Origin of the sequence: Paenibacillus sp. FSL H7-0943 (genome assembly GCF_037963265.1) — a bacterium.
GTDB classification, from domain to species: Bacteria; Bacillota; Bacilli; order Paenibacillales; family Paenibacillaceae; genus Paenibacillus_AQ; species Paenibacillus_AQ odorifer.
In genome coordinates this window covers 4,463,969-4,486,167 of record NZ_CP150148.1, presented here as the reverse complement: position 1 = coordinate 4,486,167, position 22,199 = coordinate 4,463,969, and the positions used below count along the sequence as shown (strand labels likewise).

At 41.8% G+C, this 22,199-nt stretch carries 20 protein-coding genes; 14 read left to right on the top strand and 6 right to left on the bottom strand.

Features of this window, described 5'->3' with window-relative positions:
* The first annotated feature begins 148 nt into the window (after positions 1 to 148).
* Both NSQ55_RS19660 and NSQ55_RS19655 read left to right on the top strand, forming a co-directional pair.
* Positions 149 to 670, top strand: coding sequence for a PadR family transcriptional regulator (locus NSQ55_RS19660; protein ID WP_036688994.1), 522 nt, complete (start codon positions 149 to 151; stop codon positions 668 to 670).
* Between the two features lie 212 nt (positions 671 to 882).
* Positions 883 to 1,161 carry a hypothetical protein gene (locus NSQ55_RS19655; RefSeq protein ID WP_076307637.1) on the top strand — a complete coding sequence of 93 codons (279 nt, stop codon included), beginning with the start codon at positions 883 to 885 and terminating at the stop codon, positions 1,159 to 1,161.
* Between the two features lie 66 nt (positions 1,162 to 1,227).
* Here NSQ55_RS19655 and NSQ55_RS19650 read toward each other — a convergent pair whose 3' ends face one another.
* Positions 1,228 to 2,496, bottom strand: coding sequence for an alkaline phosphatase (locus tag NSQ55_RS19650; RefSeq protein WP_076183093.1), 1,269 nt, complete (start codon positions 2,494 to 2,496; stop codon positions 1,228 to 1,230).
* A gap of 128 nt (positions 2,497 to 2,624) precedes the next feature.
* The gene (locus tag NSQ55_RS19645) at positions 2,625 to 3,233 is read right to left on the bottom strand and encodes an isoprenylcysteine carboxylmethyltransferase family protein (protein WP_076183090.1); all 609 of its coding nucleotides are present in this window, start codon (positions 3,231 to 3,233) and stop codon (positions 2,625 to 2,627) included.
* A 107-nt stretch (positions 3,234 to 3,340) separates the two neighbouring features.
* Between NSQ55_RS19645 and NSQ55_RS19640 the strand changes: the two genes are divergently transcribed.
* Positions 3,341 to 3,871, top strand: a complete 531-nt coding sequence (locus tag NSQ55_RS19640) for a hypothetical protein (protein ID WP_076129876.1) — start codon at positions 3,341 to 3,343, stop codon at positions 3,869 to 3,871.
* On the opposite strand, the gene NSQ55_RS19635 is transcribed toward NSQ55_RS19640, so the two are convergent.
* A complete protein-coding gene (locus tag NSQ55_RS19635) occupies positions 3,841 to 4,389 on the bottom strand; it encodes a MepB family protein (protein WP_339168669.1) in 549 nt (182 codons plus the stop codon). The two genes, NSQ55_RS19640 and NSQ55_RS19635, sit on opposite strands and share 31 nt — an antisense overlap.
* A gap of 253 nt (positions 4,390 to 4,642) precedes the next feature.
* Between NSQ55_RS19635 and NSQ55_RS19630 the strand changes: the two genes are divergently transcribed.
* The 9 genes from NSQ55_RS19630 to NSQ55_RS19590 all read left to right on the top strand — a co-directional run bounded on the left by NSQ55_RS19630 (position 4,643) and on the right by NSQ55_RS19590 (position 15,176).
* On the top strand, positions 4,643 to 4,834 hold the full coding sequence (locus NSQ55_RS19630) for a cysteine-rich CWC family protein (protein ID WP_339174559.1): 192 nt from the start codon (positions 4,643 to 4,645) through the stop codon (positions 4,832 to 4,834).
* An 85-nt stretch (positions 4,835 to 4,919) separates the two neighbouring features.
* Positions 4,920 to 5,489 (top strand): hypothetical protein, encoded by a 570-nt coding sequence (locus NSQ55_RS19625; protein WP_076129874.1) that lies wholly within the window; start codon positions 4,920 to 4,922, stop codon positions 5,487 to 5,489.
* Between the two features lie 219 nt (positions 5,490 to 5,708).
* A complete protein-coding gene (locus NSQ55_RS19620; RefSeq protein WP_339168667.1) occupies positions 5,709 to 7,409 on the top strand; it encodes a molecular chaperone HscC in 1,701 nt (566 codons plus the stop codon).
* The gene (locus tag NSQ55_RS19615) at positions 7,406 to 8,854 is read left to right on the top strand and encodes a J domain-containing protein (RefSeq protein ID WP_339168665.1); all 1,449 of its coding nucleotides are present in this window, start codon (positions 7,406 to 7,408) and stop codon (positions 8,852 to 8,854) included. The genes NSQ55_RS19620 and NSQ55_RS19615 overlap by 4 nt, the downstream gene beginning before the upstream one ends.
* A 16-nt stretch (positions 8,855 to 8,870) precedes the next feature.
* Complete coding sequence (locus tag NSQ55_RS19610) at positions 8,871 to 9,548, top strand: DUF1266 domain-containing protein (RefSeq protein ID WP_339168663.1); 678 nt, start codon at positions 8,871 to 8,873, stop codon at positions 9,546 to 9,548.
* Between the two features lie 564 nt (positions 9,549 to 10,112).
* Positions 10,113 to 10,736 (top strand): TetR/AcrR family transcriptional regulator, encoded by a 624-nt coding sequence (locus NSQ55_RS19605; protein ID WP_339168661.1) that lies wholly within the window; start codon positions 10,113 to 10,115, stop codon positions 10,734 to 10,736.
* A gap of 42 nt (positions 10,737 to 10,778) precedes the next feature.
* Positions 10,779 to 12,026, top strand: coding sequence for an MFS transporter (locus tag NSQ55_RS19600; protein ID WP_339168659.1), 1,248 nt, complete (start codon positions 10,779 to 10,781; stop codon positions 12,024 to 12,026).
* A 31-nt stretch (positions 12,027 to 12,057) separates the two neighbouring features.
* Positions 12,058 to 14,397 (top strand): ABC transporter permease, encoded by a 2,340-nt coding sequence (locus tag NSQ55_RS19595; protein ID WP_339168656.1) that lies wholly within the window; start codon positions 12,058 to 12,060, stop codon positions 14,395 to 14,397.
* A 14-nt stretch (positions 14,398 to 14,411) separates the two neighbouring features.
* The gene (locus NSQ55_RS19590; protein WP_339168654.1) at positions 14,412 to 15,176 is read left to right on the top strand and encodes an ABC transporter ATP-binding protein; all 765 of its coding nucleotides are present in this window, start codon (positions 14,412 to 14,414) and stop codon (positions 15,174 to 15,176) included.
* 237 nt (positions 15,177 to 15,413) lie between these two features.
* Here the strand turns inward: NSQ55_RS19590 and NSQ55_RS19585 are convergent, their stop codons facing one another.
* Complete coding sequence (locus NSQ55_RS19585; RefSeq protein ID WP_339168652.1) at positions 15,414 to 17,276, bottom strand: rhamnogalacturonan lyase; 1,863 nt, start codon at positions 17,274 to 17,276, stop codon at positions 15,414 to 15,416.
* Positions 17,277 to 17,428: 152 nt separating this feature from the next.
* Between NSQ55_RS19585 and NSQ55_RS19580 the strand changes: the two genes are divergently transcribed.
* Positions 17,429 to 18,472 carry a phosphotransferase gene (locus NSQ55_RS19580; protein WP_339168650.1) on the top strand — a complete coding sequence of 348 codons (1,044 nt, stop codon included), beginning with the start codon at positions 17,429 to 17,431 and terminating at the stop codon, positions 18,470 to 18,472.
* Between the two features lie 136 nt (positions 18,473 to 18,608).
* Positions 18,609 to 19,361, top strand: a complete 753-nt coding sequence (locus NSQ55_RS19575) for a hypothetical protein (protein ID WP_339168648.1) — start codon at positions 18,609 to 18,611, stop codon at positions 19,359 to 19,361.
* A 23-nt stretch (positions 19,362 to 19,384) separates the two neighbouring features.
* Here NSQ55_RS19575 and NSQ55_RS19570 read toward each other — a convergent pair whose 3' ends face one another.
* Both NSQ55_RS19570 and NSQ55_RS19565 read right to left on the bottom strand, forming a co-directional pair.
* The gene (locus tag NSQ55_RS19570) at positions 19,385 to 20,650 is read right to left on the bottom strand and encodes an MFS transporter (protein WP_339168646.1); all 1,266 of its coding nucleotides are present in this window, start codon (positions 20,648 to 20,650) and stop codon (positions 19,385 to 19,387) included.
* A gap of 48 nt (positions 20,651 to 20,698) precedes the next feature.
* The gene (locus NSQ55_RS19565; RefSeq protein ID WP_339168645.1) at positions 20,699 to 21,610 is read right to left on the bottom strand and encodes a LacI family DNA-binding transcriptional regulator; all 912 of its coding nucleotides are present in this window, start codon (positions 21,608 to 21,610) and stop codon (positions 20,699 to 20,701) included.
* Positions 21,611 to 22,199 lie beyond the last annotated feature (589 nt).

Genomic DNA, 22,199 nt, shown 5'->3' with positions numbered 1-22,199 from the left:
TAAATAGGTTATTTTAACCTATATTAACGAAAGGGTGGGGTGAAAGTATGTGCAAAAAATCACGAGTGATTTGGCAGAAATGTAGTAATTGAGGTAATATAAGAAAATGATGAACCGGATACGTATTCCGGAAGCCCGGAGGATGATTATGGATATTGAAGTTTTGATTCTGGCCCAATTAATGAAAGGGGCCAAACATGGTTATGAAATTAAAAAAAACATTATTTTTGTAATGGGCAATGATAAAATCGTAAACAATAACTCGCTTTATCCAAAGCTGAAATTATTTGAAAAGCGAAAATGGGTAATCAAAAAAACGGAAATTCAGGAACGCCGGCCTAAACGTTATGTATATTCTATAACTACTGAGGGTGAGGAGCGGTTTAACACCTGCTTAACAGAATTTACGCTGGAGACTATTCGAATTGATAATGAATGGTCTATTCGTCTTGCTTATTATGAGCTTTTGGATCAGGAGACACGTAGAAGATTGCTTGATTACAGAGAGACTTATATGAACGAAAAGCTGGACCATTTACAGCAGTTATCCAAAGTAGTTGGCAATAGTGAGGATATGGATTACTCTGAGGAGCTCTATTTTTACACCCGAAGTATGGTTTTACGAGAGATCGAGTTAATTAAGGAGCTGTCACGTAAATTAGAAGCATAAGGAAACCGTTGAATTAGCTATAAAAATAGAATTTTATAAACACACCTCGCTGTAATCGTTAATTAACGGTATATTTGTAAAATCGATTCATAGTTTAGCTTTAGGTTTTCCGCTTGTGATTGGTATCATCATCTTTATTTTGGGTTTGATCATATTGGGAATCGAATATTTCACATCAGATTAGTTGAACAATGGGAAGAAGGGGTGTCTTCTTGAAAAGAATATACATCGCAGTCCTAAGTTTTGTACTTCTGCTTATATTAACCATTTGTGATCGTGAGGAAGTCAGCAGCACGGCGATGCCAGAGATAACCATTCATATGGATGGAAAAGTGATTCAATCTCAAACCCTCTCCAGAGAGGTGGGCATAGAACTGGATGATGAGAGTGCGCTTGAGCCTGGAGCAACGATCAGAGGATTTCATCTGACAGGTAAATGGGCGGATCAGACTAAGGATATCCTTTTTGTTGTGCGAACAGATGCTAAGTAAATACTGTATTTTCAAATGAAAAAGACTACCCAGAAAAAAATCTGGCTAGTCTTTTTTTACTCGCTTTTATTTATTGGCTTTAAAACCTGATGCTTGCATAAGCTTGGTGAATACTTCGGTGTTTTCGTAGATTCCAGTAAATAATTGTGCATTTTTGCCCATAGCTGTAATTGGAATATCAACCGCAGTATGGCCTGAGGTCGTCCAGTCCACTACAAAATTGTGTTTGGAATTGGCGATGGCGAAAGGACCGTCTTCTTTGGATATGCCGTCACCGGACTCATCATCTGCGTCAACTGCTTCAATAGAAAATCCGCCGGTCTCATGGTCGGCAAGCACTAGAACCAGTGTATCTGGATTCTTTTTGGCGAAGTCTTTGGCTACTTGCACGGATTTGTCCAGTTCTTGACCTGATTTAATCGTCATTTTAGCGTTGTTTTGGTGTGCAAATTCGTCAGTGCCTTCTTCTTCCACCATAAGGAAAAATCCCTTTTTATTTGTTGCTAGCGTATCTATAGCTTTCTTAGTCATCTCGGGCAGCGATACCACCGGATTATAAATATCTCCTTCACCCTCAGGCTTTTGCTGGAACATTTCCTCGTTTGCGAATATTCCAAGCAGCTTGCCGTCTTTTGCTTTTTGCATATCCGCTTTGTTCGTTACATAGGTGTAGCCCAATTGTTTAGCTTTATCCACAAGGTTTCCTTGCGTTCCTTTGCTTTTTTCTGAAGGATCTTCAGCGGGTTCATCTGGGAATTTGCCGGGATTGCCTGCCGGGTACCAGAAATCCTCACCCCCACCGAGCAGAACATCAACCTTGCTCTTAGTCAGAAGCTGAAGAGCGATATCACTTTGCTTTGAGCGGTCTTCAACGTGAGCACCAAATGCGGCGCCAGTCGCGTCTGTAATCTGACTAGTAGTAACGACACCAGTTGATTTCCCGGCATCTTTAGCATATTCCATAATGGTCTTAACACTTTTTTTATCGGCATCCATTCCGATAGCGCCATTATAAGTCTTCACACCGCTGGCATAAGCAGAAGCAGAAGCAGCCGAATCTGTAACAGGGACAGTAGAGCTTGTATGGATTAATCCAACGTATGGCATGGAATCCATTGCTAGATTTCCTTTTTCACCTACGGTGGCAAGCCGGATGGCATCACGCTGAGCAGCACCCATTCCGTCTCCAATAAACAGAATTACATTTCTTGTGTTCGAAGATGCTGCGTCTGCTTGATTAGGTGCATTTGTAGTGACTATGCTGGATACAAAAAGAGCAGTTGCCGCTGTTGCTATAATTGCTGTTCTGACGCCATACTTTTTCGGTGATTTCATAATTTCCCTCCTAATGTATGTTTACAGTCTCATATTATAGTAGTTACATTAAGAGAATGTTTTCTTGTCTTGTAAAAAATGTAAAATGATATAGCGAATATAAATTATCGGAGCTGTGATAAAAGATTTTAAAATAAAAAATATCTAGGTGTATTATTGGCATATTGGATATATTCGTCTCCGAATACGGACTTTAAATGTTGCTCTTCTTGAAGAATTAGTAAATGAATCGCGGCAATGTTAAGAATGAATATTAGGAGTGTTAACAGATTGGGGTACATCAGATACAATCCCAAAAACATGAGATCAAACCCGACAAATGCAGCGTTTCTACTATATTTATAAATACCGTGTGTGATGAGTTTGGTTACAGTAGTCTTATCAATCCCAACTCTCCATGAAGTGCGCATAGCAATCATAGCTTGAATGAAAATGGAACATCCGAGGGCAGCTACACCCACACCGCTAAAGTGAATTACAGGAATATCAAACGTTTTGCCTACAAGTGTAACCAGAAAGGACTCTGCTACGGAAAAAACAAACCATGCTGCGCCCCATAAAAAAGTAGAGGTTTTTACCAATAGCTCGGTATAATGGATCTTAGATAGTTTAGCGCCTTTAGCCAGAACGTTTCCTTTAATGTGGTTTTTCTTGTAAAGTATAAGGAGCTTTAATAGATAAGAAATTAGGAAGATGCAGAAAAGAAGTAGAGATAGGATGTTTTTAAGATCGCTCATTATGATTTCCTCCTCACTAATACATATGAATGATTGCTCATATGTTTGTTTATATCTTATTTCCTAATATTGTACATGTCAACTAATTATTGATTTAGGGGGATATCGTGAAAATAAGAGTATACAAAAAACGGTGGCTATGGGTGTTGGTTATCGCGGTTATTGTACTTGCAGGTACTGTAATCGGTATGCTGGTTACGCAAACTGGGCTTGCAACCTTTACTTCCAATGCTTATGGAGTCTCTTTGAAGTATCCAACGGAATGGGTTGTAGATTCAGCAGATGATAAGAAGGGTCAGGGGGAGGATGGTTTTTTTCAATTATCCGCTATGTCTGGAGAGGGACAATCAATAGATGAAGTTGCTGAAATCGTTGCCTCCCATCAGCTGAAGCCTTATGGCTCCAATCCGCAAATTACTGAACTGACATTAGAGAGGTTGAAAGAGGAAGAGAAGGCAAAGTTGATTATGCCTTCTGCTGACCAAGGGGAGGAATGGAATCATCAAGCGGCGCTTATAATTAAATATCCCGAAGCGGTGAAAATAGGAGATGATGTATACTATTATTTTATTTTGCAGGGCGATAAGGAACATGTGGAGGAGATAGGTCAGACCGTAAGATTTACAGGTAAACCGTAAAGTGCTTGCGCACGAAGGTAGTCTATGGGTTTATTTGCAGGGATATCCAAGAAATATTTCGACTGCCATGTTTGCGTTTTTTGAGCTTGGCGACTCGTGGGATTGTCCCAAGGCGGGTAGACTCGAAAAGCTCTTTTTCCACCTTCGCCTTTATCAGATAGAATATCTTGTTCTCCTAGGACAGCTTTTGGAAAAATAAATTGGCCAAAGTGATTCCCATTTCGTGTACTTATAACGAAGAGATCAGCAGGATCTGAGATGTCATAGGGTTGGATGGGATGATCTCCAATTCGCTCCCATAGTGTCACAAATTGCCCGACTTTAGTGGGTGTGATTTTAGCCACCCGGAATCTAATGGCCAGCGCATTTAAGGTAAAGATATATGCTCCGTATTCCGCATTTTGCGGTTCAAGAATTGGTTCGGAGCAATCAAACCTGCAAGGATTATATACTTCTTCCATGGTAGCAAGTAAGTCACTATGTAGGGTATCTAAAAAGCTCATCTTCTTATCATTCATCTGTTATTCTCCCATTTGAGTTCGTAATGTTCACTATCTTAATGCAAGTGAACCGAGTTCACAAGTGTAGGAATAATAGAGAAATTGAACTTATGCTAAACTTGGAATCTTCAGAAGTGGTTATGGCGGAAACCTATTCGGGGAGTTGTTTGTTTTACTTACTGACGTTTTGTCATTTGTTGGATTTATTTTATTGATATGGTTTTCCAAAGAAAAATAGTTTGTGATTTTTGGGGGAGTAGAAATTTTGGATATGATGAACATACTGGTTGAAGAACGCCATTGTCCTTTATGTAAAGAATTGAATCGTTGTGGCGCTGAAGGCGGTGACTGTTGGTGTTTCCATACAGAAATTCCACTCGAATTGCAAGAAAGGATCCCGGAAGAACTGAGAGGGAAAGCTTGTATCTGCCAAAAATGCGTAGAAGCATTTAATAAACATTAACCGGGATTTTAATTAACTCTCGACGAAAACCGTAATTTCATTGTATATAATTAAAGTGTAATCTAAAAAAATAATGGAGGCGCAGATGAGGAAGCCAATAATTGCAGTAGATATGGATGATACAATTTGCCATCTAGTGAAGCGAGCCATATACCATAATAATAATGATTTTCCCACGCATCTGCTGCGGTATGAGGAAATGCTTGATTGGAATACGGATCATTTACGTCATCCGGATTGTACACAAGAGATTTTCTATGGGCGGCCCGGTCTGTATGAAGAGCTTGAACTGTTTGACGAACATGTCGTAGGAGAAATGGAGAAGCTGCATAACGCTTATGATGTAATTATAGTTACGGCAGCCCAACCCCAGTCGGTGGTGGAAAAATGGAACTGGCTGCAGAAGCATATGCCGTTTATTCCGATTGAAAATTTCTTTACCTGTAAGCGAAAAAATCTTATTAACTACGATCTATTGATCGATGACGGGGTGCATAACCTGGTTCCGGCATTGCAGGAGGGAAGAAAAGTGCTTTGTATTCCGCATCCATGGAATTTGCGGGCCCGTGAACAATATGCTTTTCCATTATTGACCTCATGGGAAGGTGCAAAAGAGAAGATAGATCAGATGTTAGGACGTCCAGAGAACGAATGAGACTGTTTTTTTATAGATGATGTACAGAAAAATATCCTCCGCCAAAAAATGAAGGTATCCCATTAGCCATTGTGGCTTTTGAGATACCTTTTTTATGTCTATTGCAGAAGCACAATTTCATTATTATGCTCTGGATGTAAATATGTTGAATTAGTGACATTTCGATTCTTGGACTCTTTTCTTTGTATATTATTGTATATAAAAGGAGTGGAGATAGTAGTGAGAACAATCGGAATTGATTTAGGAACGACCTATAGTCTTGCTGCTTATTGGGACGGCAGTCAGGCTGTAATTATTCCCAATGTACTCGGGGAGCATGTAACACCCTCGATTGTTAGTGTAGATGCAGGGGGAGAAGTATTAGTTGGAAGAATCGCACAGGAAAGACTGATTACACATCCACAGTTAACCGCCTCGACTTTTAAGCGCTTTATGGGATCAGCAAAGAAATACACGCTAGGTACGATGACTTTTACTCCTGAAGAGTTATCTTCTTTTGTTCTGCGATCACTGAAAGAGGATGCGGAAAATCATCTAGGTGAGTCCGTAACGAAAGCTATAATCAGTGTTCCGGCTTATTTCAATGATGTTCAGCGGAAAGCAACTAAGAAAGCGGCTGAGCTGGCTGGTTTACAAGTAGAGCGGCTTATTAGTGAACCTACGGCGGCAGCACTCGCTTATGGCCTGCATCAGAATCAGGAGACTTCATTTCTTGTTTTTGATTTGGGTGGAGGAACCTTTGATGTGTCAATTCTGGAGCTTTTCGAAGGGGTAATGGATGTTAAGTCGATTGCCGGAGATAACTATCTTGGCGGGGAAGATTTCACAGAGATACTAGTGGCCTATTTTATCCAAAAGAATAAGCTGGACGCTGAATCGTTAACACCAATAACGAGGTCGATGTTGTATAAGCAGGCTGAGCAGAGTAAACGAATTCTTGGTACAGAGTCTGCTGCGACTATGCGGATAGTTATTAAGAAGGAAGAATACATGCTGACTATAGAACGCTCAGAGCTTGAGCAATTGGTACAACCATTACTAATACGTCTAAGACAGCCGATAGAAAGAGCATTGCGGAATGCTTCTCTGCAGCCTTCCGATCTGGATGGGATTGTGATGATTGGGGGTGCGACTAAAATGCCTCTGATTAAGCAAATTATCAGCCGTATGTTCGGGAAAATGCCTTATGCGAATATCAGCCCAGATGAGACCGTCGCACTGGGAGCTGCGGTTCAGGTAGCTCTGAAGCAGCGTGATCAAGCGCTGGATGAAATGATTTTGACGGACGTTTGCCCCTATACATTAGGAACCAGTGTTTTGCGTAGAGGTTCAAGCGGACAAACGTCATCTGGACATTACTTTCCGATCATTGAACGTAACACTCCGATTCCTGTTAGCCGGGTAGAACGTCTATATACAGCCGCAGATAATCAAAAGATCATAAGTGTGGATGTGTATCAGGGGGAGAGTCCTCGCGTTGAAAATAATCTTTTCCTGGGAGAAATGGAGTTTCAGATTCCGCTAGCACCTCGGGGAGAAGAAAGTATAGATGTCAGATATACATATGATGTGAATGGGATTCTTGAGGTGGAGGTTACAACCGTTTCAACAGGTCAGAAGCATCAGATGATCATTGAGCAAAATGCTGGTGGAATGACGAAAAAGCAAATTGAAGCTCGTTTACTGGAACTGCGGAGTATCAAAATTCATCCGCGTGAGCGTACCGAGAACAGGCTTCTGCTTGCTAGAGGTGAGCGTTTATATGAAGAGGTGCTTGGGGACCAACGGAAATTTATCGCACAGTGTCTGAAAGTATTCGAAGATGCTTTATATACTCAGAACGAGAAAGTGATTGAAAAAGCGGCACAAGCTTTCAATGAGCAATTGGCGGAAATTGAAGGGTGGTCATACTTCACATGACAATCTGGAGTATGTTGGAGATTGAACCCACACATGAACTAGCTATCATCAAAAAGGCCTATGCCAAAAAACTGAAATCGCATCACCCCGAAGATGACCCTGAAGGATACCAGCAGCTTAGAGAAGCTTATGATACAGCTGTGAAATGGGCCCGCTCCGGGCAGCGTATAGTAAGCACTGTCCCTTCATTGGTAGGTGAGGATAAGAAAGAAATAGCAGGAGCAATATCAAAAGAAATAGAAAAAATGGTGATACAAGCAGAAAAAGTAATACGAGTAGATGAAGTTGAGGAGGAAGACACCGAGGAAGAAGTAGAAGGGGCAACTTCTATACCGCATGAAAACGAGTGGGCGCTGTTTCGCCATCTTCCCATCCAACTTGATGCTGATCTTCAAGAAGAGCCAGCAGATATTTTTGACAGACAAATTAGGGAACTGTATGCGGATTTCTCGCGGCGGATTAAACAAGCTTCGTGGCATTCACTTTTGAATGAAGATTTCATGTGGAGTATAGAGCATCGTGATCGGCTAAGGGATAAGCTTATGTTGTTCCTTGATCAGTATCGAAATTTGCCTCATGCCGTATGGGAGGCTTTGGATTCATTTTTTCATTTTCGTGAGGACAAGGAAATATTTCTTCAACGTTATGATAATAAGTTAGTTGAGTACATACTAGGGCAGGTCGACGGAAGCATGGAAATGCGTTATGAGTGTTTCCTTTTGCAGGAGTCTCTTGAGTTTGACATAGAACACTATCTAAATCTGAGGCGATCCGCTCAATTCATGCTGATGGAGGATAAACATACTGAAGCGGGTCAACTGCTCGACGAAGCAAATAAGCTGTTTCAGAATGATCCGGATCTGCAATTATTGCGAGCTAAGAATTGTCTGGATACTGCTGATTATATGGAAGCGCTGGTGTGCTTGGACCGAGTAACCACTATGTGGCCTAACGAAAGAGACGGTTACTTATTAAGAGGGCGGCTTCTCTACTATTTGCAGCGTTATGAGGAAGCGATGAAGGATTGTGAATATTTGTTGCAAGAGGATGCTGGAAATAGAGATGTGCAATGTTTAATTCTGGAATGTAAGATTGCACGTTCTCAAATTGAGGAAGCTCTTACACAAACGGAGACTAATGAGTCTAAAAAGGACGAGTTCATTCATTTTCGTTTCCTTGCGAATAAGTCCATGTTGAAGAACAAAAAACTGTATCCACAACGTCTTCGTATCTCTTCGCTCGTAACCATTGGAAAGAACATTATGGGGCCTATATTATTCTATCTATTGGTTTTCCTGAAATTAAGCTGGTTCTATATTTTGGTATATACCATATGTTATTTTTCAGTATCTGAGCTTCCCCCGCTTGTCAATGCAGTGTTCATTCTTATTTTTCTATGGAAAATCAGGAAGATTTGCAAAACAGCATACCTATTCTCGAACTAATATCAGGAGGCTCTACATGCTGAAGGAATACAATGTTAAGCAAAGAAAACGATTGGAAATGTATTTCCGCTGTCTTTCCTCTACCTGCATACGTGGTCTCTTAGGGAGATACTATGTGGTTTATGAATTTGATTTCAGTAATGTCTTCTTCAAAAGAGGATTAATCAAAAATGCTTGTGAAAGATGGAATATCGAGGATGCTAACTCCTTTCATCGCCAGATTCGCTGGCTTCTAGAAGATGGCAACCGTGCAGAATATAGATCTTTACATGCTCGTTTAGCCACACTTTCCGAAACCTCACGCAGTAAATATCTTGAGGCACATAAGGATCATGAGGATTTTGTTAATCTGAAGGTTGTTGCACAAGGTATACATCAGTTGCCTTCTGGTGACATTTCTGCTTTTGGGTTAGCTTGGGTAATTTATCTGAGCCGGATTGGTTATGTTGAAGATTATTTGAAGAAGGAAGAAGCCTGGGATTACAAAATAGAAGCCGCAAGGCAGCTACAAGAACGTTATAGCAGTTGGGCGGATTATTATATAGCCTATTCCTTGGGCAGCAAATTTTCATTAGTACAATCCGGCGGATTAGATAATCTATTTGAGACGGGATTGCAGAAGCTCATGCGAAATAGCAGCATTCTATACAGGGAAGCCGTTTGGGGGCAAAATCTGCAGCCGGAAGCCACTTAGTCCGAACTTAGGTAATTAATACCTATTGAATACCTATCCCGTGTTGCTTAAGGACCCAGAGGTCGCTATTTGCAGATTTATAGCTCTTTGAGTTGGTTTTCGGACTCCAGTGCAGCTATTCCTTGAGGAAGGGGTCTTTTGTGGCGTTTTTCATGCCAATAGTGGCTATGCGGTCCGTTAGGATCCCAAATGGGGGATAATGCAGCGTATAAGGTCAGCTGTGTCCGATATGCTGCGTCTTAAGTGTAAATGTGATCTAAGCAAACGAAGTTTAGTGTTACAACGCGAGCAAAGGTTTCGCTCAACGGATCAGATCAAAGAGCAAGCTAAAAGTAAAACGCAGCAGTAAGACCAAACAGTAAACAGTAAGACTAAAACCCAGCAGTAAAAACCCAACGGTTAAACCCAACAGTATATCCCAATAAAGAGGGAGTTCCAGCTGCTATAACGTAGCTTTTGGAATTCTCTCTTTTTTGTGATGCCGGATTAATCTTGACAGGATCTAATATTTGTATATAATTGGAATAGACCGACGGTCGGTCGATAGAATGGAGGACGTTTCAGATGAGAATTTCCAAAGAAGCGGAAGAACGTAGAAATGAAATATTGGATACAGCAGAAATGCTGTTTTTTACGAAAGGGTATACCAAAACGACAGTGAATGATGTCTTGCAGGCTATAGGTATTGCGAAGGGAACCTTTTACTATTATTTTAAATCGAAGGAAGAGGTCATGGATGCTGTTGTGCTGCGATTTATTGATGCTGGTGTAGCAGCTGCTAAGCAAATTGCTGCAGATCCTAAGCTGACCGTTCATGAAAAGCTGCTGCAAATCATTATGGCGCAAAAGCCGGATACGGACAGAAAAAGCCAAATGATTGAGCAGTTCCATCAGGCTGATAATGCACAGCTGCACCAGAAAAGCTTGGTGGAAACCATTTTGCGGCTAACTCCTGTATTGACGGAGGTCATTGAGCAGGGCATAGAGGAGGGACTGTTTCGCAATCCGTATCCCCGGGAGACGATGGAATTTCTATTGATCACCTCTCAATTTCTTTTTGATGAAGGGATATTCAAGTGGCAGCCTGAGGAAATCATCCAGAAGATAAGAGCTTTTATCTATACGATGGAAATTACGCTAGGGGCGGAGAAAGGTAGCTTCGACTATGTGTTTCAAATGTTTGAGTAGGGGAGAGGGAATATTCTGAACAACAAATCCTTCGGAAATTTTATGATCATTTGGATGGGGGAGTGGATATCCAGTATTGGCAGCGGGTTGACGGCTTTCACCTTAGGGGTCTATGTGTTCCAGATGACGCAGACCGCCTCTAGTGTGGCACTTTTAACCTTATGTGCTTTTCTCCCTTCCATTGTGCTCAGTCCTTTTGGCGGCGTGTTAGCGGATCGGTTTGATCGGCGATTGATGATGATAGCAGGGGATTTGTTATCTGCTTTTGGACTTATATATGTTCTCATCATCATGCTGCTGGGTGAACCTCATTTATGGCAGATTTGTCTGGGCGTGACGTTTAGTTCGATTTTTGTATCCTTGCTTGAACCTGCCTACAAAGCTACCATTACAGATTTATTAACAGAGGAGCAATTTGCCAAGGCTAGTGGTTTAGTTCAGCTTGCTGCGTCCTCAAAATATCTTCTTTCCCCTATCCTTGCCGGGATTTTGCTTAGCTTTATGGATATAAAAACTATCCTGCTTATAGATATCTCAACCTTTCTAGTTACAGTTCTTGCAGTGATGGCTGTTCGCAGGAATCTACAGACTGAACACAGAGTTCCAACGAATCAGTCGTTTGTAAAAGATTTGAAGGAGGGCTGGGATGCTCTTATTTACACGAAAGGTGTATTGCAGCTTACGATCATTTTGTCTGTCGTTACTTTTTATGTGGGTTTTCTCCAAACCTTATATACGCCTATGCTTCTACCCTTTACGGATACGAAAACTCTAAGCACGGTATTATCTGTAAGTGCTATAGGGATGTTGCTCGGCAGTCTGATTATTGGAGTTTTTAGCATCGATCGTAAATATATCAAAGTATTAGCGCTCGGCCTAGGATTCGCCGGACTGTTTTTTTCTTTGGTGGGTCTGACCACGAATGTTGCTTTTATTACAGCTGCTGGTTTTTTATTTTTTGCAACGTTGCCTTTTGTTAATACCAGTGCTGACGTTATGATTCGCAACCATATCCCAAATGACACACAGGGGCGGGCATGGGGGATCATTGGCATTTTATCACAACTCGGTTATGTGGCTGCGTATGCTTTTGCTGGCATATTGGCTGATCAAGTGTTTAATCCTCTTTTACGAGAGGGAGGTCTACTTGCTTCATCAGTAGGTAAGGTGATAGGCACTGGGGAAGGACGGGGAATCGGTTTATTATTTATCATCTCTGGTTTGCTCATCATTATTATGGCAATTGTGATCCCCAGAATGAAATCAATTCGCTGCCTTGAACGTGAATAATTGAACGAATTAGAGAGGAGAAGGCCCGTCAATGCTGCTACGAATTGTAAAAAGAGACCTTCAACGCAATAAAATCATTACCTTCGGATTATTTGTGTTTATCATGTTATCGGCTTTGCTTGTTGCTTCAGCTTCGCAAGTGATTATAGAATTGTCGGGGTCCTTGAATCAGCTATTGATTAAATCCAAAGCCCCTCATTTCGTGCAGATGCACGCAGGACAAATCGACAGCTCAGCAATCGAGAGCTTTACAGCCGCTAATCCACTGGTGAAAGATCAACAAACCGTAGAGATGCTTAACTTGGATGGATCTAACGTTTATCTAGGCAGTAACCAAGGCTCGGAAGCAAACAGCGTGATGGATATCGGCTTTGTAGAGCAGAACCCTTCATTTGATTTGCTGTTGAATTTAGAGAACAAGGTGATTGAGGTATCGGCAGGAGAAATCGCTGTCCCCATTTATTATATGAAGCAAAAGAATCTGAAAATCGGCGACGTAGTTAGTGTTCTAGGTGAACAGTTCGATAAAAAGTTTGTGATTACTGATTTTGTAAGGGATGTCCAAATGAATCCAGCCATGGTCAGCTCCAAACGTTTTGTCGTAAATGCTGCTGACTTTACAGCGCTTAAACAACAGCTCGGCGAACCTGAATACCTGATTGAATTTCAGCTTACAGATCTATCTAAGCTCAATGATTTCCGCAATGAGTATCAATCCTCAAATCTGCCCAATAAAGGCCCCTCCATTGACTATCCTTTATTTAAAACGCTGAATGCACTGACGGACGGGATTATCGCAGTTGTTATTATTTTGGTAAGTGTTCTGCTGATGCTGATTGCTATTTTATGTCTCAGATTTACGATGATCGCTACCTTGGAAGAGGATTACAGAGAGATAGGTGTCATGAAAGCGATTGGGATCACGCAGCAAGATATTCGCAGCATTTATTTAGCAAAATATATCGTGATGGCAGCCGTCGCCTCTGTATGTGGATATTTACTGTCTTTAGGTGTGGTTCGTTTGTTTACAGCCAATATTACTTTGTATTTGGGCGTTGCTCCTGCCAGTATCCTTCATTATTTTGTTCCTGTCCTGGCGGTAGGTTTGATCTTTGGAGTTGTTGTATTCTTTTGCCGGATGATTCTTAGACGCTTTAATCGCATCACGGTTGTAGAAGCTTTACGGTCAGGTACGAGGGGGGAAGCAAAGATTAACACAAGCAGATTTTCACTTAGCAAGCGTAAATTTGTTAACGTGAATGCTTTTCTCGGGGTAAAAGATGTTTACGGGCGCTTCACCATGTACGGATTATTGTTCTTCGTATTTGTGATCAGTTTGTTTATCGTTCTAGTGCCAGTGAATATATTGAATACCCTTCAGTCTCCCCGGTTTGTTTCTTATATGGGTGTCGGTCAGAGCGATATTCGCATTGATTTGCAGCAATCGAACCAAATAGAGAAGCGTTTTAATGAGATGATAACCAAGCTTGAAAATGACCCGGACATCTCTAAATTTTCTCCACTGATTACTTCTAGATTTAAGGTATTAGGTAGTGATGGTGTATGGGAATCGCTAAATGTTGAAACCGGTGACTTTACTATTTTTCCGCTCTCGTATGTTCATGGAGGAACTCCTAGAAGTGCAAGTGAGATCGCTCTTTCTGACCTGAACGCCAAGGAACTGAATAAAAAGGTGGGGGATATCGTTCATTTAGAGGTTGCTGGGGTGGCAAAAAAATTGACCGTTAGCGGGATCTATCAGGATATAACTAATGGTGGCCGAACCGCAAAAGCGCAATTGCCATATGATCCGAAGACGGTTCTCTGGTATGTAGTTGCTTTGGATGTGAACCCGGGAATTTCCGTCCAGGCAAAAATGGATCAGTACACCAAATTATTTTATCCAGCAAAAATCACTCATCTGCAAAGCTATTTAGCTCAGACATTAGGAAATACAATTCGCCAATTGAAGCTGGTTACAGGCTTATCCATCGTTATCGCATTTTCGATTTCGATATTGATTACCTCTTTATTTCTGAAAATGCTGCTTGCCAAGGATTCTTCGCAAACCGCTATTTTGAGAAGTGTTGGCTTTACGTTAGGAGATATTCGTAGGCAATACCTGGTAAGGATGCTGATAATATCAGGGCTGGGCGTCATTCTTGGTACTTTTGCGGCTAACACTCTCGGGCAAAAAATTGCTCAAATGCTAGGCTCTTTTATGGGTGCTTCTAAGATACAGTTTGTAGTCAATCCGGCGGTAGCCTATCTTATTCTTCCTCTACTTTTCATGCTGATTGTAGCGCTCACCACCGTAACAAGCACGATCTCAATGAGAAAATCCAGTATAGCCAAACTAATTGCCGAATGATAGGAGGTGGCAGAATGTTCATATTAGAGTCGAAAGGGTTAAAAAAAAGTTATTCAACAGGGCAAGGAACTCCGCTGTCGATATTAAAGGATGTTCAGCTTCAGGTGTCTCAGGGGGAATTCATAGCTGTCATGGGACCTTCTGGTTCAGGAAAATCAACATTGCTGTATACGATCAGCGGGATGGATAAGTTGACAGAGGGAAGTGTTATTTTTAAAGGGCAGGAGATCAGCGGAGTTTCAGAGAACGAATTAGCCGGTCTGCGCTTAAAGCATATGGGCTTTATTTTTCAGCAAATGCATCTGTTAAAAAACATGAATATCCGCGACAATATCATCCTGTCTGCTTATCGGGCGAGAACCAGCAGCCGTAGAACTATCAATAAAAGAGCAGCTGAGTTAATGAACAAAACAGGAATATCTGCGCTGGCTGAACGTGATATTACACAGGTGTCAGGAGGACAATTACAAAGAGCAGCAATCTGCAGAGCACTCATTAATCAGCCAGATATATTATTTGGCGATGAGCCAACCGGGGCGCTTAACTCAAAAGCAGCTAGTGAAATCATGGACATATTAGCAGATATTAATCAATCAGGAACAACGCTTATAATCGCCACACATGATGCTAAAGTCGCTGCTCAAGCTGAGCGTGTCTTGTATATGCTAGATGGCAGCATTGCAGCTGAGCAACGGCTTGGAAAATATAATCGCGTAGATGGTGAATTGAAAAGGCGGGAGGAGAAGCTTGCGGCCTGGCTATTAAAGCTGGGATTCTGATTGGGGATCTAGCGCTGTACGAATGTCAAACAACGTTTTGCAGTTTAATATCTGCCCAGCACTAAAACCTATCCTATATGCAATAATAACCACTCAATGCGAAGGCATTAAACAATTAAAAAAACTATTAATGCTCCTCGATCATTGCTGATATAAACCGACCAAAAAAGCAATTGCCCCGGCGTATCCGGATAACAGCAATTGCTTTCTTGTTCACTTACTAATTTTTTAGAAAGCTTACGGCACTACGTAGATATTGGGTTTAGACACAGTGGCCATACCGTTGCCTAGGAAAAATCCTGTGTGCGGAGGTTGATTGTAAGCTGTATTCTGCCAGGCAATGCTTAACCGATATACTGGATCATGCATTAAGGTATATATTTTATTGGTGGTGATGTTCGTAGTTGTATAGATTCGTAGAGCCGAGTTATCGGACTTTCTCCAGATAGCCTCTTCGCGCCAGTCTCCAAGCAGGTCGGCCTGTAGGCTTGGCGTTGCTTTGGTACTATTGTTGGATGCTACGCTCGCTCCGGTTAATAAATTGGTAACGGAGTTGCTTGCAGGGTTCCATTTATCGATCTTGACACCATCCAGCAGTTCGCGGGACAAGTCGCCATCCCACCAGATCCCAAAATTCACAGAAGGCATTGAGCTGCTTATTTTGGTGCCTGTAATGGAGTATAGGCCAACGCCGTGAGCCCATACCTCTTCCCCGGGATAATTGGGATCAATATCGGCAGCCATCCCCCGGCCGGTATCTTTTCCCGTGTATACACCCCATAAGACCGTCCCGTTTGCGGCATCCCATACCGCAGCGCCATAGGGAGAACTAGTGTTTTCCATGACTTTAAAAACTTCGAGACCGGGGCGGTTCGGATTTAAATCGCCTACATGCAGCGCGTCTCCATGACCCAGCCCTGTATTGTATAAGGTCGCACCGTTATTATCAATGGTTAAGGCACCATAAATGATCTCATCCTTACCATCGTTATCCACATCGGCTACACTTAAGCTATGATTACCTTGACCGGCGGTTCCAGCATTGGTGGAGCTATTGCTATCAAAGGTCCATTTACGGGTCAAAGCACTGCCATTCCAGTCAAAAGCTACAACGACTGTGCGCGTATAATAACCACGTGCCATAATGATGCTTGGATGTACTCCATCCAGATAGGCTACTCCTGCTAAAAAGCGGTCTACTCGATTGCCGTAATTGTCACCCCAACTGGATACCGTTCCTCTGGCAGGAACATAATCAATCGTGGTTAAGGCTTTGCCCGTTTGTCCGGAAAATACACTCAGATATTCAGGTCCGGTCAGGATATATCCACTGGAATTGCGATAATCTGCACTTGCGTTTCCAAGGGTTACGCCAACTCCGTCAACCGTACCGTCTGCTGTTTTGCAGACTACTTCGGCTTTACCATCACCATTGAAATCATAGACTAGAAATTGAGTATAATGTGCTCCATCCCGAATATTTTTACCCAGATCAATTCGCCATAGCCGAGTTCCATTCAGCTTATAGGCATCCAGATAGACGTTGCCTGTATAGCCACTTTGCGAGTTGTCTTTGGAATTGGAAGGATCCCACTTCAACACGATTTCATATTCCCCGTCACCGTCTAAGTCGCCCACGCTGGCATCATTGGCACTATAGGCATAACTTACGCCATCTGGCGTAGTGCCGCCAGCCGGAATTTGAATTGGAACGTCCAAATAATTGTTGGCCCATACATTTGCTGCTGGGGAATCAGATTGCTCAATACCGCCAACGATTGCTCGAACTGTATAGCTAGACGAAGTTGTGCCGGCGTTATCCTGATAATTCGTGCTGTCCGTGATTGGGGTAACGTTTACTTTTGTGCCATTGCGGTATAAATTAAAAGAAACCGACAGTTCTTCTGTTCCGAGTAGCCGCCAGCTCACAAATACACCGCTGGATACCTTCACTGCTACTAGTCCCCGATTTAGCTTTTCCGCTTGCCGGGCAGATGCTGCCGACACAGAGGAAAGTGAGCCAAAAGCTGCCGTCCCTAAGGTAAAGACTAAAAACCAAATGATTACAAGATACCCTGATTGATGTAACCGCTTACTCATTAACGAAGCCTCCTTTTCATTTTTGGTTCACGAGGGTTACACAGGCATAGTGAACAGTACATAATATTTCATAAAGATAAAAATATGTTTTAAATTTACTTGAACCATTTTAAATGAGTACGACTTTACTCACACGGAAAGGAATACATAACATGGAAAATATAAGCTATAATTTAAAATTCGCTACACTTTGCGCCAAATATAATCTGGGTCTGTTGATGAATGAACCTGAACCGATAACAGGTGGACTTTTGCACAGAATGTATCGCCTGCAAACGGATAAAGCGCAATACGCAGTAAAGGCCTTAAATCCTCAAATTATGCAACGAGATACAGCAATGTCCAATTATATTTTTTCTGAAATGGTTGCGAATCTGGCTTATCAAAAGGGAATCCATGCTGTTCCGGCAATCGTATCTAATGGCAGTAGTATGCATGAGGTTGAAGGGCAATTTTATTTATTGTTTCCATGGGTTCAGGGGAAGGCATTACCTTTAGATGAAATAGATTTAGATTGTTGTAAAAAGATTGGGGCAATTCTTGCGCAGCTCCACATCATCGATTTCTCACAGGGAACGGATGATCATCACTTTGAAACGCTTAAAGCGTCTAATGCTGCAGTTGAAAATTGGAAGGAGCTTGCTCTCAAAGGAGAGCAGCAGGGTGCAGAATGGTCAAGCTTGCTAGCAGATCACCTGCATAAGATAGAGAATTGGGAGTCATTGATTCATTCTTCAGCGAGTCTATTGACGAATCATTATGTTATCAGCCATCGGGATTTAGACCCCAAAAATGTCTTGTGGGATGAGCAGAAAGTTCCAATAATAATCGATTGGGAAGCAGCAGGACCTATTCATCCTACGTTAGAGCTGATAGATGTAGCTTTATATTGGTCAGGTTCTGAATCGGGAGATTTAAGCAAAAAGGCATTCTCAAATTTGATTAACAGCTATCTGGAGCATGGCGGAGAGATTTATGCGGATTGGCAGGTTGTGCTCAACTATGGCTTTTTGGGAAAATTAGAATGGTTAGCTTACAATATCAGACGTTCGCTAGGACTGGAGAGCTCAGATGATGCAGAACGGGAGCTGGGTACTCGTGAGGTAATCCGTACGATTAATGCATTACACGACTACGCTGATTTTATTCCACAATGTTTATTATGGTTGGGAGATTTAGAGGAAGGTAGTGCCTAATCTATTAAAGGAGAACTTATTTATGAATGTTATTAACGCTACGATGGAAGATATAAATGGATGAGTGTGTTCCGATGGACCGGAAGGGGGTTCACGCCAAAAGTTTAAACTGACTGTACGTTAAAAAGGAGGACTTATGAAGAAGTTTATAGTTATATCTGGCGTCTCGCTATTTTTGCTGGCGATTTCTTTTAACCCATTGTTCAACTATATACGTGAGTACATAATCTCTGATCAAATTAATCAGCGTTATGAGATAAAGCATGCTGAAAAAGAATATAACCCAATAAACGTACAAGAGATAACGGTTGATGATAAGAATATTAAAATCAGGGAAGAAAAAACAGGCAGGAAAGCAGATTTGACCCCATGGGATGAAGAGGAGAAGGTCCCGCCTGGTGATATTGTCAAAGTTCAGTTCTTATTAAATGATCAAAAAATCTCCACCCCTGATGAAATATGGCTATCCAATCGGGACAGAGGCAGCCGGTATTTTTCGTGGATAGATATTCTCACAGTAAAGGACCGAAAGACTGGTGAGAAACAAATAAGTATAGTCCAAAGACTGACCGATGATAGTCAACCCATGGAAACAAGAAAATGGAAAATCATTACGATTGCCCAAGACGGAGAAGTAGACGAAGAGGTTCTCAGCTATGCGCAAAGAAGCAACAATCATTTAGGCGTCAGGCTAATCGAGTTCTCCGGTACCTCCCTTATGGGTATGGGCTATTATTCAGATGTTACTAAGGCCTACCCTAGTATTTTCTTCCCACTCCTATTTCCGTTTCTAACTGGTATAGCGGGTCTCCTGTTATTGATTTTTCTGATTGTTCTTTTACTGTTTGAGCTTCATTTTAGAAGTGTTATTAGAAAAAGAGGGCGATAAAGAACACAGGATACGTTCTGAAATTACTTGTAGTTTCGAATTACCTTTAATTTAGTGATAGTTGATAAGGCAAACAGCAGCAGTAAGACTCCGATTGAACCCATGACAGGACCAGGGCTGAAGAGATCAGACAAGAACGAGACAGCAGTAAGACCAATGGTTGGGGCTACACTCATGATAGAACCTAATACACCAAACACCCTACCCTGGATGTCTTCTGAAACTTCCAGCCTAAGGATTGTATTAATCAGCAACGTGGAGAATGAGAACATGAAGCCAATCACAAGAATGATAGGAATGGCAATCGCAGCGGAAGTGACGAATGATAACAGGAGGTACAGGGGACCGAGACATAGCAGTCCAGTCATAATAAGGAAACCTCTGTTTTTCAATTTGGAGCCGAGCAGCAAGATCAGACCGGATCCGATCATATAACCAAGTGGAATACAGGCTTCAATAAGTCCAAACTGAAAGGGAGTGGAATCCCACACGTTGACGGCCATAACCTGGGTCAACATCAGAGAGGGGACAAAAAATAAGGTTAAGGTAGGAAGCATAATCATAACGGCGCGTGCAAAAGGGTACCTCCAAATATAGCGAATTCCATCGATCAAATCCTGTGTGAATTTCCGTTCTTTCTTGGGCACGTTATTTAATTGAGTTGGCAAAGGAAGGGAACGGACCGCTAACACGAGCAGAAAGGAGAGGAAGAATGTAGCTCCATCAAATAAAATAGCGTCGGCTGCTCCAAAACTCGCTACGAAAATCCCACCGGCGGAATAACCAATAGTCCGGCAGATGTTTTCAGACAAGTTCAACAGTCCTACCGCTTTTTGTAGATGTTCTTTACCAACAACAGTAGTGATAGAAGCTTGGTATGCCGGGGACTGGAATAAAGCTGAAATGGTCGTAAGACCCGTCAGTATGGCGACGATAATGAACGAAGTAGAGGGCAGGGAAATGGCTAAAGCTAGCGTCACTACGAGTCCGCAACTTATCAGATCTGTGATCAGCATGAGGGTTCGACGATTGACCCTATCCGCAAAAGTTCCCCCTATCGATCCGAGCAAAGAACTAAGCAATAAATTGATTATCGTGATGATGGCAATCATTTTGGCGCTGCCGGTCGTTTGCAGTACCCATAAACTTAAAGCAATACTATGAAAAGTGTTACCGAACAAGGAAATGGAGTACGAACTGAGTAGCAGCAGGAATCTCCGATTTCCCCAAAGAGAGGGATGAGCTTGAACAGCAGAGGGAACTTGTTTCACTAATACAGGACCAGGCATAAGTTATGCTCCTTTCAACTTAAACGCTTAAGTGAATAGCCAAAAAAATTATTCTACAAAATAACAATTATTTTCTTGTGCGGAGTAGTCAGAATGATGCAATAATTTGTCCATGAGTTCAAATGCAGTAGCCGCTTTATCCCCTGTGAAAATGAATTTATGAACGTCATCTCCTAATATTTCCGGACAATTGCAGGTGCAAAGAACAGAGAGTTGTTCGAACCTCCCGTTTTTTTCAACGTAACTTCCAATAAACTCATTAATGACAATGGCCTCTTTATAGCCCCCCTCCTGTAAGAATGTATTTAATTCCTCCAAATTGACAACGGTGAATATCGCTTCTTGAGGTAATGGAAGACTGTCCTGAATAAAGCGGGTGAGGAAAGAGTTATTGAAGCTCTCCATAATTAAACATACCTGTGAAAGGTCCTGTGGTTTTACCTTTTGCAGAGCTGCTCGATAGTTGAAAAGGACCTGCTTAAAGAGTTTATCTTCAATCATGCTGTCGATCAGAATCAAAGGAATTCCTTCTACAAAATGCTTGGAGATCGAATAAAAGGCTTCCTCGCGCACATCGATCAGAAATACAGCCTCCAGCTTTCTTTCTACGATAATATCCAAAGAAGGCTGGTCAACATCAAGTGAATATAGCAGCGTATGGTAACCAGCATTTGTTAACCGTTGTTCCAAGGCATGTATAAATGAGAACTGGGCATGGAGCTTCCAGTGTGGGGTATGGGCTGCTGTGTTAACAAGCACACCGACCAATCTTGTTTTCTGATTCGCAAGTGAACGTGCTGCCAGATTCGGTATGTAATGCAGTTCCTCGGCAAGCTGAAGAATCTGCTGGCGCGTTTTCTCAGGAATGGTTTGGTTGCCGACACGATTCAGAACATAGCTCACTGTTGCGACGGAGACATTGGCACGAAGTGCGATGTCCTTCATGGTTGTCTTTTTCACCAGTAAATAGCTCCCTTATCCTTGTGATATTTTCTAAAGATTAACATTCTGATTCTAAAGCGTCAATGGGGGGGAGTGAGCAGTCAGATGACCCTGTTAAGTTGCTAGAAATGGAAGAATGTAGCCCTTGAGATTCAACCCTGGGAAGATCTGCTTGATAATCGTCTTAAGCTAAATTATACGAAACAAGCTTTATGCAAAAGCTGAAAAAATGTTTATTGACCCAATGGTCATCCTTCCGCTGTATTATTTTTATGCTGGAGTTTTGCATAAACCTAACATTAAAAAAGTAAGCGTAGAGTATGATGGTTCCATATCTTTTTCAAGAGGATATCTAATCTAAAGATTTATAGTAATAAAGATTATGAGGATACTTCCGCAGTTATTGGGAGTGTCCTTTTTGTATGGAATTAAGCACCTTTGTGACCTTTCTTAAAATTTGGGTAAATAAGTATTAAGATCCATGAACCTAAAACGGGCAGCGAGATGAGGTGTTACTTATGGATACGATTCCGGATGGAGAGGAGTGATCTTTGTGAAACCGCTTCAGATAACGACACAATATTGTGAAAATTTTCACCTGTTTATT

Excerpts from the sequence above, each read along its gene's own strand:
- NSQ55_RS19615 (WP_339168665.1), top strand. The coding sequence starts at position 7,406 with ATGACAATCTGGAGTATGTTGGAGATTGAACCCACACATGAACTAGCT.
- NSQ55_RS19590 (WP_339168654.1), top strand. The coding sequence starts at position 14,412 with ATGTTCATATTAGAGTCGAAAGGGTTAAAAAAAAGTTATTCAACAGGG.
- NSQ55_RS19660 (WP_036688994.1), top strand. The coding sequence starts at position 149 with ATGGATATTGAAGTTTTGATTCTGGCCCAATTAATGAAAGGGGCCAAA.
- NSQ55_RS19580 (WP_339168650.1), top strand. The coding sequence starts at position 17,429 with ATGGAAAATATAAGCTATAATTTAAAATTCGCTACACTTTGCGCCAAA.
- NSQ55_RS19595 (WP_339168656.1), top strand. The coding sequence starts at position 12,058 with ATGCTGCTACGAATTGTAAAAAGAGACCTTCAACGCAATAAAATCATT.
- NSQ55_RS19600 (WP_339168659.1), top strand. The coding sequence starts at position 10,779 with ATGATCATTTGGATGGGGGAGTGGATATCCAGTATTGGCAGCGGGTTG.
- NSQ55_RS19630 (WP_339174559.1), top strand. The coding sequence starts at position 4,643 with ATGATGAACATACTGGTTGAAGAACGCCATTGTCCTTTATGTAAAGAA.
- NSQ55_RS19585 (WP_339168652.1), bottom strand. The coding sequence starts at position 17,276 with ATGAGTAAGCGGTTACATCAATCAGGGTATCTTGTAATCATTTGGTTT.
- NSQ55_RS19570 (WP_339168646.1), bottom strand. The coding sequence starts at position 20,650 with ATGCCTGGTCCTGTATTAGTGAAACAAGTTCCCTCTGCTGTTCAAGCT.
- NSQ55_RS19650 (WP_076183093.1), bottom strand. The coding sequence starts at position 2,496 with ATGAAATCACCGAAAAAGTATGGCGTCAGAACAGCAATTATAGCAACA.
- NSQ55_RS19625 (WP_076129874.1), top strand. The coding sequence starts at position 4,920 with ATGAGGAAGCCAATAATTGCAGTAGATATGGATGATACAATTTGCCAT.
- NSQ55_RS19605 (WP_339168661.1), top strand. The coding sequence starts at position 10,113 with ATGAGAATTTCCAAAGAAGCGGAAGAACGTAGAAATGAAATATTGGAT.
- NSQ55_RS19635 (WP_339168669.1), bottom strand. The coding sequence starts at position 4,389 with ATGAATGATAAGAAGATGAGCTTTTTAGATACCCTACATAGTGACTTA.
- NSQ55_RS19575 (WP_339168648.1), top strand. The coding sequence starts at position 18,609 with ATGAAGAAGTTTATAGTTATATCTGGCGTCTCGCTATTTTTGCTGGCG.
- NSQ55_RS19610 (WP_339168663.1), top strand. The coding sequence starts at position 8,871 with ATGCTGAAGGAATACAATGTTAAGCAAAGAAAACGATTGGAAATGTAT.
- NSQ55_RS19645 (WP_076183090.1), bottom strand. The coding sequence starts at position 3,233 with ATGAGCGATCTTAAAAACATCCTATCTCTACTTCTTTTCTGCATCTTC.